The following is a 10053-nucleotide window of genomic DNA, read 5'->3' as shown; positions in this document are numbered from 1 at the left end:
GCATTCTGCCGCGCGCACTTGCGTGCGCTGCTGCGTCATTGAGCCGTCACGACGAGCCGTTCCGGGGCGAGCACGCCATTCGCCTTGCGCGCCACGCCGAGCAACCGGGTGGCGTCGTACACGCGCACGCGCTCGCCATCGGCCGCGACGATCGGCTCGAGCGCCGACAGCGGCAGACGCTGGCCGTGCAGGAACCGCTTCGCGCTGGCTTCGTCGAGACGCACCAGCGGAAACGTCGACAGCAACGCATCGATCGGCTGAAGCCATGCATCGCGCGCCGCCTCGGCAGCGTCCGACAGCGCATCGAGCGTCACCGCATGCTCGAGCGTCAGCGCGCCGACGCCCGTGCGGCGCAGCATCGTCAGATGCGCACCGCAGCCGAGCGCTTCACCGATATCTTCCGCGAGCGTACGCACGTACGTGCCCTTGCTGCAGGTCACGCGAAACGTCACGTCGGGCAGCTCGCAGGCGAGCAGATCGAGCGCATGAATCGTCACGTTGCGACCTTCCCGCTCGACGGTCTGGCCGGCCCGCGCATATTCGTACAGCGGCTTGCCGTCGCGTTTGAGCGCCGAATACATCGGCGGTACCTGCACGATGTCGCCGGTGAAGCGCACGAGCGCGGCCTCCACCGCCGCGCGATCGCATTCGACGGGCCGCGTGTCGATCACCTCGCCTTCCGCGTCGCCGGTGGCCGTACGCTGGCCGAGACGCATCGTCGCTTCATACGTCTTGTCGGCGTCGAGCAAGTCCTGCGAGAACTTCGTCGCCTCGCCGAAGCACAGCGGCAGCAGGCCCGAAGCCAGTGGATCGAGCGTGCCGGTGTGACCGGCTTTCTTCGCGAGAAGCAGGCGCTTTGCGCGAATCAGCGCATCGTTGCTCGACAGGCCGATCGGCTTGTCGAGCAGGAGAACGCCGTCCAGCACGCGCCGGGGCACGCGCGGACGTGGGGATGCTGCATTCGTCATAGGGCGGTCGAACTCAATCGTCCTTGGCAGGCGTGTCGGCCTCGTCGTCGTCCTTCGCGCGCGTCGAGTTCGCTTCCTTGATCAGGCGCGACATTTCGACCGCCTTCTCGATCGTCTGGTCGTAGTGGAAATGCAGCGTCGGCACCGTATGAATGTGCAAGCGCTTGAACAGCAGGTTGTGCAGGTGACCCGACGCATGGTTCAGCGCCTCCTGCGTCTTCTCCGGATCGCCGGTGAGCGCCGTGAAGTAGACCTTCGCGTGCGCATAGTCCGGCGTCAGTTCCACGCTCTGGATGGTCACGATGCCGATGCGCGGATCTTTGACCTCGCGCATGATGAGTTCGGACAGATCGCGCTGAATCTGGTCGGCGATCTGAACGTTGCGATTGGGGGAAGTACGTTTCCTGGACATGATCGATCCGTGATCCGTTTATCAGGATGAAGCGGCGGCCATTGTCGGCACGCCACCATGAAAATGGGCGGGACAGGCCCAAGCCTGCCCCGCCCAAGAGCCGATACGCGACGATTACAGCGTACGTGCGACTTCGGTCACTTCGAATACTTCGAACTGGTCGCCTTCGGTGACGTCGTTGAAGTTCTTCACCGACATACCGCACTCGAAGCCTTGCTTGACTTCCTTCACGTCGTCCTTGAAGCGCTTCAGCGATTCGAGTTCGCCCGTGAAGATCACGACGTTGTTGCGCAGCACGCGAACCGACGACGAGCGCTTGACGATACCGTCGGTGACCATACAGCCGGCGACCGTGCCGATCTTCGGTACCTTGAAGACCTGGCGCACCTCGACCATGCCGGTGATGACTTCACGCTTCTCCGGCGCCAGCATGCCCGACATCGCCGCCTTCACCTCGTCCACTGCGTCGTAGATGATGTTGTAGTAGCGGATATCGATGCCGTTCGCCTCGGCCAGCTTGCGTGCCTGTGCGTCCGCACGCGTGTTGAAGCCGATGATGACCGCCTTCGATGCCGTCGCGAGGTTGACGTCGTTTTCGCTGATGCCACCGACCGCGCTGTGCACGATCTGCACGCGCACTTCGTCGGTCGACAGCTTGAGCAGCGACTGCACGAGCGCTTCCTGCGAACCCTGCACGTCTGCCTTGATGATGAGCGGCAGGTTCTGCACTTCGCCTTCGCCCATCTGCTCCAGCATGCTTTCCAGCTTCGCGGCCTGCTGCTTCGCGAGCTTCACGTCGCGGAACTTGCCCTGACGGAACAGCGCGATTTCACGCGCCTTGCGCTCGTCCGGCAGCACGATCACTTCCTCGCCCGCGCCCGGCACTTCCGACAGACCCTGGATCTCGACCGGAATCGACGGGCCGGCTTCCTTCGTCGGCTTGCCGTTCTCGTCGAGCATCGCACGGACGCGACCGTAGGCCGTACCGGCCAGCACGATATCGCCGCGGTTCAGCGTACCGGACTGCACCAGGATCGTCGCGACCGGGCCTTTACCCTTGTCGAGCTTCGCTTCGATCACGATACCCTTGGCCGGCGCCTCGACCGGTGCCTTCAGTTCCAGCACTTCAGCCTGCAGCAGCACGTTCTCGAGCAGATCGTCGATACCTGCGCCCGTCTTGGCCGACACCGGCACGAACGGCGAATCGCCACCGTATTCTTCCGGCACGACGCCTTCCGCGACCAGTTCCTGCTTGACGCGATCCGGGTTCGCTTCCGGCTTGTCGATCTTGTTGATCGCGACGACGATCGGCACGCCACCCGCCTTCGCGTGGGCGATCGCTTCCTTCGTCTGCGGCATCACGCCGTCATCGGCCGCCACCACCAGCACCACGATGTCGGTCGCCTTCGCGCCGCGTGCACGCATTGCCGTGAACGCTTCGTGACCCGGCGTATCGAGGAACGTGATGACGCCACGCGGCGTGTCGACGTGATAAGCGCCGATGTGCTGCGTAATGCCGCCCGCTTCGCCCGCGGCAACCTTCGCGCGGCGGATGTGGTCGAGCAGCGAGGTCTTGCCGTGGTCGACGTGACCCATCACCGTGACGACCGGCGGACGCGGCAGCTGCTCCGCATCGGTACCGGATTCGCCTTCGACGAGCAGCGCTTCCGGATCGTCCAGCTTCGCGGCAACCGCGCGGTGGCCCAGTTCCTCGACGATGATCATCGCCGTTTCCTGGTCCAGCACCTGGTTGATCGTGACCATCTGGCCCATCTTCATCATCACCTTGATGACTTCCGAGGCCTTGATCGACATCTTGTGCGCGAGATCGGCAACCGACACGGTTTCCGGCACGTGTACTTCACGGACGATCGGCTCGGTCGGCGCCTGGAACGTCGAGCTGTCCTGGTGACGGCCGCGACCCTTCGGGCCGCCGCGCCAGCCGCGGTCGACGCCGCCGCTCGAGTCGCCGCGCGTCTTGATGCCGCGACGCTTCGCCGCGTCGTCCTGCCAGCCGCCCTTGCCTGCGCCCGGCTTCTTGTTGCGGTCGCCCGCGCCTGCCGGCGCCTGCGTGGTGGCCGGAGCCGCCGCGCCAGCCGGCTTCTTCACGGCCGGACGCGCCTGCGCACCTTCCGGCTTCGCCGGCTTGTGCAGCGTGCCCTTCGCTTCGGCCGGCTTCGGCGGTTCGACCGGCTTCGGCGGCTCGACTGCCTTGACCACGGCCTTGCGCGGCGTGTTCATCATTTCGCGGATCGCGCGGGCTTCGGCTTCCGCCGCCGCGCGACGCTTGCTGATCTCTTCCTGCTCGGCGCGCGCCTTGTCGGCTGCCTCACGGGCAGCGTCCTCGGCCTTCTTCGCCGCTTCGCGCTGGGCCGCGCGTTCGGCGGCTGCGCGTGCTTCGTCCTGCGCGGACTGCGTCGGCGTCGATTCCTGCTCGGCAGCAGCCTGCTGCGCTGCCGCCTGCTGCTGGGCTGCGGCGGCTTCCGCCGCGGCACGCTTCGTCGCCGCTTCTTCCTCGGCGCGACGGCGCTCGGCCTCGGCCGCTTCCTCGCGGGCGCGACGTTCGGCTTCCTCGCGTTCGAGGCGTTCCTGACGCTCGCGCAGCTCCTGCGCCTGCTTCTCGAGCAGCTCGGCCTCGCGGCGCGCCTCTTCCTCGCGACGCTTCAGTTCTGCATCGTCGTCCGCTTCGGCGACCTGCGCCTGACCCTGATCCGCACCTTCGGCCACGTCGTCGCGCTTGACGAACGTACGCTTCTTGCGAACCTCGACCTGAATGGTGCGAGCCTTGCCCGTCGCGTCAGATTGCTTGATCTCCGACGTATGCTTGCGGGTCAGCGTGATCTTGCGCTTGTCGCCGTCAGTTGCGCCGTGCGACTTGCGCAAATGATCGAGCAGACGCGCCTTGTCCGTTTCGGACAGCGCATCGTCTTCACTCGCTTTCTGGACGCCCGCTGCCTGCAGCTGTTCGAGCAGCACACCAGCAGGCATTTTCAGTTCCGCGGCAAATTGGGCTACGTTGTTACTCGCCATTCATTCCTCTTAGTGCAAGGACCGATTCCTTGCGGTTAGCATCGGGTCAGGCCATACGGCCGCCATCAAATCAGTGCGCCATGGTCATTTCTCACTGGAACCAATGTTCACGTGCTTTCATGATCAACGCCTTAGCGGCATCCTCTTCCATTCCGGTCATGTCGACCAGTTCATCTACAGCCAGCTCGGCGAGATCGTCGCGCGTCTGCACGCCGTGTTCGGCCAGCTTCGCGAGCAGTTCCGGCGTGATGCCGTCGAGGCTCTTGAGATCCAGCGCTGCGTTCTCGACCTTTTCTTCGTTCGCGATGGCCATCGTCAACAGCGCGTCGCGTGCGCGGTTGCGCAGTTCGTGCACGGTGTCCTCGTCGAACGCTTCGATTTCGAGCATTTCGTTGAGCGGCACGTACGCGATTTCTTCGAGGCTCGTGAAGCCTTCGTCGATCAGGATGTCGGCAACTTCTTCGTCGACGTCGAGACGCGCCATGAACAGCGCACGCAGCCGGTCGCGTTCTTCACCCTGCTTCAGGGCGGACTCGTCCGGCGTCATGATGTTGATCTGCCAGCCGGTCAGCTCGCCGGCAAGGCGAACGTTCTGACCACTGCGGCCGATCGCGACAGCCAGCTCGTTCTCGTCGACGACGACGTCCATCGAATGCTTTTCTTCATCGACGACGATCGACTGGACGGCTGCCGGCGCGAGCGCGCCGATCACGAACTGGGCGGGATCCTCCGACCATAGCACGATGTCGATGTTTTCGCCACCGAGCTCGTTGCGCACGGCCTGCACGCGGGAACCGCGGATGCCGACGCAGGTGCCGATCGGATCGATCCGCTTGTCGTAGGCGATGACGCCGATCTTCGCGCGCACGCCCGGGTCGCGGGCAGCCGCCTTGATCTCGAGCAGGCCCTGCTCGATTTCCGGCACTTCCATCTCGAACAGCTTCATCAGGAATTCCGGCGCCGTGCGCGACAGCTCGATCTGCGGGCCGCGCGCGGTGCGGTCGACCTTCGCGATGTACGCACGCACGCGGTCGCCCACGCGCAGGTTTTCCTTCGGGATCAGCTGATCGCGGCGCAGCAGTGCCTCGACGCGGCCCGATTCGACGATGAAGTTGCCCTTGTCGAGGCGCTTCACCGTACCCGTCATGATCTTTTCGCCACGCTCGAGGTAGTCGTTCAGGATCTGCTCGCGCTCCGCGTCGCGCACCTTCTGCAGGATCACCTGCTTCGCGGCCTGCGCGCCGATGCGACCGAATTCGATCGACGGAACGGGTTCCTCGACATACTCGCCGACTTCGACGTCGGGCTTTTGCTCACGTGCTTCGAACAGCAGGATCTCGCGATCCGGCTCCTGCAAGCCTGCCTCGTCGGGCACGACGAGCCAGCGACGGAAGGTTTCGTGCTCGCCGCTTTCGCGATCGATATGGACGCGGATTTCGGCGCCTTCGTCGAACAGCTTCTTGGAAGCGGACGCGAGCGCAGCCTCGAGGGCGCCCAGCACCACATCCTTGTCGACGTTTTTCTCGCGCGCCAGCGCATCCACCAGCATCAACACTTCGCGACTCATTATTTGCGGCTCCTAAAGTCAACTTGCGGAATCAGGCGGGCTTTGTCGATATCGGCCAGCGTGAAATCCAGCATGGCTGCCTCGCCCTTCTTCCCCTCAAATTCCAAACCGATCGTTTCGCCATTCGGCGCGTGCAGAATGCCCCGGTACGTCTTGCGCCCGTCCAGCGGCTTTTTCAAGGTCACGGAAACTTCGCTGCCGGCGAAGCGCTCGAAGTCGGCCAGCTTCTTCAACGGGCGGTCGAGCCCCGGGGACGAGACTTCGAGCCGTTCGTAATCGATATTTTCGACCGTCAAGACGTGCTGGAGCTGACGCGTAACCTTTTCGCAATCTTCGAGCGAGATGCCGGCAGGCTGATCGATATAGATGCAAAGCATGCCGCGCCCGGTGCGCTCGAGTTCCACCAGCTCGTAGCCGAGCCCGGTGACCGTGGTTTCTATCAGTTCCGTCAGTTGCACAGTGTCCTCTCAGGTGTTCGCGCCCGCCGCTCGCGATTCACCCGCGGGCGCGCGCCTTAGCCGGCGCAGGAAGCGCTACCCGAGATGCCTAACCGTTTCAGCAAAAAAAAATGGGCGGAACGCCCATCTTCTTACTGGTGGTCGCACCTGAGCCGCACATTGAATCCGTACGCCCAGCGACTCCGCGATTATAGCGATTTTTGGCGCAAACGCCAAGCCAGCCGGTAAAAGCAGCGCGTCGGCTGCCTTTACGGACCGAAAATGCGAAATCGGGCTGCCCGATCGACCGGTACTACCCTGCCGCACCGGTGATCATCGTTGTCGCGGCACGCGACATGGATGCAGCCGAAACCCGTCAACGCAATGCGCCGTATCGACAAAGCCGGCCGGATGCCGGCCACGCCGACGTATCGGCGGCTTTGCGCTGCCGTACGTACGCCAATCAACAGACGCTTAGCGGCTGCGCGTACGACTGCGCTGCGGACGCTGACCGCCGCGCGGGCCACCGTTGCCGGCGCCGTCGGCACGATTGCCGTTCGGATTGCGATTGCCACCGCCCTTGCTGCCGCCGCGCTTGCCGCCCGCGCCCTCGCGCTTGGGGCCTGCGCCATACGACGCGCGATTGCCGTCGACATCGCGACCGCCGCCTGCACGGTTGCCGTCGCGGCCGCCACCGGTGCGATTGCCGTCACGGCCGCCGCCCGCGCGGTTGCCGTAACCCGATGGCGCAACCGGCAAGCTGCCGTAGCCGCTCAGGCCCGGCAGGCCCGGCCCGCCGCGTCGGCCACCGCCGCGACGCGGCTGGTCGAGTTGGCCGTGCGTCGTCAGCACCGGTTCGCGGCTGATGAAGCCCATCGACGTCTGCATCGGATCGGGCTGGCGACGCTCGGTCGGACCGGCAGCGCCGCCGCGCTTGCCCTTCTCCTCGGACGGCGCCTTCAGACCGACGGTCGCCATCAGCTTGCGCACCTGTGCGTCGTCAAGCTCTTCCCAACGACCACGCTTCAGGCCGCGCGGCAGCGGAATCGGGCCGTGACGCGTACGGATCAGCCGGCTCACCATCAGGCCGACCGCCTCGAACATCCGGCGCACTTCGCGGTTGCGGCCTTCGGCCAGCGCGACGTGATACCAGTGGTTCGTGCCTTCGCCGCCGCCATCGCGGATGCGCAGGAAATTCGCCGGACCGTCGTCGAGCTCGACGCCGTGCAGCAGCTTTTGCCGCATGCCTTCGGCCAACTCGCCGACGACCCGCACCGCATACTCGCGCTCGACGCTGTAACGCGGATGCATGAAGCGGTTCGCGAGATCGCCGGAAGTCGTCAGCATCAGCAGACCTTCGGTATTGAAGTCGAGGCGGCCCACCGCAAGCCATTTCGCCGTCTTCATCGGCGGCAGACGGTCGAACACCGACGGACGGCCTTCCGGATCCGCGTGGCTGACGATTTCGCCGGTCGGCTTGTGATACAGCAGCACGCGCGGCGGCTTGTTCGGCAGCTTGCGCTTGACCGGCTTGCCGTTGATCCGCACCTGGTCGGTCGGCATGATCCGCTGGCCGATGTGCGCGGGCTCGCCGTTCACCGACACGCGGCCGGCGACGATCAGCTCTTCCATTTCGCGACGCGACCCCATGCCCGCTTCCGCGAGCACCTTGTGGAGCTTCGGCGCGTCGTCGTCCGGCGACAGCACGCGCTTGTTCGCCGGCTGGGCGCGGCCGCGGCGCAGCATCGGCGCACGCACGCCGCTGCCGCCCGCGGAGTTGTCCGCGTCGAAGGCCGGCGACGTCACGTATGCGAACAGTTCGTCCTGGGACGCATCGCCTTCCGCTACCTTCGCCGGGCCGCCTTCAGCCTTCGCTGCACCGCGACGGCCCTGGCCAGCCTGGCCGCCCTTGGCCGCCGCCGCGCCTTCGCGCTTGCCGGCCGGCTTGCGACCGCCCTTGGCCGCGCCTTCCTTGCGCGGCGCACGCGCCGGCTGCGCGTCGGCGGCCTCGGCCGACTGCGCATCCGCGCCCTCGGCACCCTGCTGCTCGCCGCCTTCGGCGCCCTTCGACTTGGCCGCCGCGCGACGCCGCGCGATCAGGCTACGCGGGCCGCGCCGCAGACCGCGGCGGGGACGCTCGTCGCCACCCGCGGCCGAAGCATCCTGCTCCGGCGCATCGTCGGCACGCGCTGCCTGCACGGCAGGCGCGGACGATTCAATATCGTGGATATCTGTCAAAACAACCTCAAAATGTCAGGTCTCGCGCCCGGCGCGGGCGCGGCAAGAAGTTGGCCGCGATCAGGCGCGACGCTGTTCGGGTTCTGCTTCGTCGTCCGGCAGCGCGTCGGCGCCGATGGGCGCACTGGCACTTCGGACGGCATCCGCGAGACTGTCGGACGTGTCGTCCAGTGTCTCGTCGTCCGCGGGACGGGAGCGGGAGGCGTCGGCCTGATCGGCCTCGCCGGGCATGTCGCCGGCCGCTTCCGCTCCGTCTCCGGCAGCCGCTTCGGCGGCCGGCTTGCGATCTTCCTCGCTCGAATCCGCACGCTGCGGCTCGGGCTGCACACCGGTCGGCACTGCTTCGGCACCAACCTGTTCCATCTGTTCCGTTTGCGCGCGATCAGCATCGAGCGTATCGCGACTCGGAATTTCCTGCGTCGACGCGACATCGCCGGGCCCTTCGGCCGACTCGTCGGCGGGCGCTTCATCCGCCAGCGCCTGCGGCACATCGGCCGCCGCGTCGTCGGCTACCACGACGTCACCATCGAAATCCATGGCCTGCTGCGCGAGCAACGCGGCCTCGATGTTCGCGGCCGGCTCTTCGAGCGCCGGCAGGTCGTCGAGCGCCTTCAGGCCGAGATCGTCGAGGAATTGCTTGGTCGTCGCATACAGCGCCGGACGCCCCGGCACGTCGCGATGACCGATCACCTCGATCCAGCCGCGATCCTCGAGCTGCTTGACCACCTGCGTATTGACCGTGACGCCGCGAATCTCTTCGATGTCGCCGCGCGTGACGGGCTGCCGGTACGCGATGATCGCGAGCGTTTCGAGCACGGCGCGCGAATATTTCGGCGGCTTCTCGGGATGCAGGCGATCCAGATAATGACGCATCGCCGGCTTGCTCTGAAAGCGCCACCCGGTCGCCAGCGCCACCAGTTCGACACCGCGGCCGGACCAATCCTGTTTCAGATCTTCGAGTAACGTGCGGACCGTGTCAGCCGACACGCCGTCGGCAAAGAGCTTGCGCAAATCGCCGAGCTTCAGCGGTTCCTGCGCGCAGATCAAAGCAGTCTCGAGGACGATCTTCGCCTCTTGGGTATTCATGCAGCTAGGCCAGACCCTGTGGTCAAACGAACCGGATCAACAAACAGACGAAAGGAACGGAAGACGCGCTCGCCCGATTCTGATCGGTCATATTGATGGGAGCACGAACCGGGGGCGGCGAATCAACTTCAAGCCAGGCCCAAACCGGACGGAACAGCACGGCTCAACGACGGAACCGCGTGACTGAACGCCATATTACGCAAAATCGCCCGGTGCGTAAAGATGAGCGAAACAGGCCGCCGCCCCGGCGGCACGCCCGCTCCGTCCCCGCTTCAGCGAACGCCCGCGCCGTGCGCGAGGAACCTGCGTAGTCGC

At 65.7% G+C, this 10053-nt stretch carries 7 protein-coding genes; all 7 read right to left on the bottom strand.

What is annotated here, in order from left to right; all coding sequences use genetic code 11:
- Positions 1 to 35: 35 nt before the first annotated feature.
- Complete coding sequence (gene truB / locus JMF90_RS10405; RefSeq protein WP_201316862.1) at positions 36 to 968, bottom strand: tRNA pseudouridine(55) synthase TruB; 933 nt, start codon at positions 966 to 968, stop codon at positions 36 to 38.
- A gap of 13 nt (positions 969 to 981) precedes the next feature.
- Positions 982 to 1380 (bottom strand): 30S ribosome-binding factor RbfA, encoded by a 399-nt coding sequence (gene rbfA, locus JMF90_RS10400; protein WP_011545262.1) that lies wholly within the window; start codon positions 1378 to 1380, stop codon positions 982 to 984.
- A 114-nt stretch (positions 1381 to 1494) separates the two neighbouring features.
- Complete coding sequence (gene infB, locus JMF90_RS10395) at positions 1495 to 4410, bottom strand: translation initiation factor IF-2 (protein WP_006476165.1); 2916 nt, start codon at positions 4408 to 4410, stop codon at positions 1495 to 1497.
- A gap of 91 nt (positions 4411 to 4501) precedes the next feature.
- Positions 4502 to 5977, bottom strand: a complete 1476-nt coding sequence (gene nusA, locus JMF90_RS10390; protein ID WP_006476166.1) for a transcription termination factor NusA — start codon at positions 5975 to 5977, stop codon at positions 4502 to 4504.
- Positions 5977 to 6435 carry a ribosome maturation factor RimP gene (gene rimP, locus JMF90_RS10385; RefSeq protein WP_006476167.1) on the bottom strand — a complete coding sequence of 153 codons (459 nt, stop codon included), beginning with the start codon at positions 6433 to 6435 and terminating at the stop codon, positions 5977 to 5979. Before rimP ends, nusA begins: the two co-directional genes overlap by 1 nt.
- Positions 6436 to 6888: 453 nt before the next feature.
- On the bottom strand, positions 6889 to 8652 hold the full coding sequence (rluB, locus tag JMF90_RS10380; RefSeq protein ID WP_201316861.1) for a 23S rRNA pseudouridine(2605) synthase RluB: 1764 nt from the start codon (positions 8650 to 8652) through the stop codon (positions 6889 to 6891).
- 60 nt (positions 8653 to 8712) lie between these two features.
- The gene (gene scpB / locus JMF90_RS10375; RefSeq protein WP_201316860.1) at positions 8713 to 9738 is read right to left on the bottom strand and encodes an SMC-Scp complex subunit ScpB; all 1026 of its coding nucleotides are present in this window, start codon (positions 9736 to 9738) and stop codon (positions 8713 to 8715) included.
- Between the last annotated feature and the right edge of the window lie 315 nt (positions 9739 to 10053).

This window comes from Burkholderia sp. E168m23 (assembly GCF_016586125.1).
In the GTDB taxonomy this organism is placed as follows: Bacteria; Pseudomonadota; Gammaproteobacteria; order Burkholderiales; family Burkholderiaceae; genus Burkholderia; species Burkholderia orbicola.
This window is presented reverse-complemented; position numbering and strand designations above follow the sequence as displayed.

Coding starts and splice junctions, on each gene's coding strand:
- truB (WP_201316862.1), bottom strand. CDS start 968: ATGACGAATGCAGCATCCCCACGTCCGCGCGTGCCCCGGCGCGTGCTG.
- rbfA (WP_011545262.1), bottom strand. CDS start 1,380: ATGTCCAGGAAACGTACTTCCCCCAATCGCAACGTTCAGATCGCCGAC.
- infB (WP_006476165.1), bottom strand. CDS start 4,410: ATGGCGAGTAACAACGTAGCCCAATTTGCCGCGGAACTGAAAATGCCT.
- nusA (WP_006476166.1), bottom strand. CDS start 5,977: ATGAGTCGCGAAGTGTTGATGCTGGTGGATGCGCTGGCGCGCGAGAAA.
- scpB (WP_201316860.1), bottom strand. CDS start 9,738: ATGAATACCCAAGAGGCGAAGATCGTCCTCGAGACTGCTTTGATCTGC.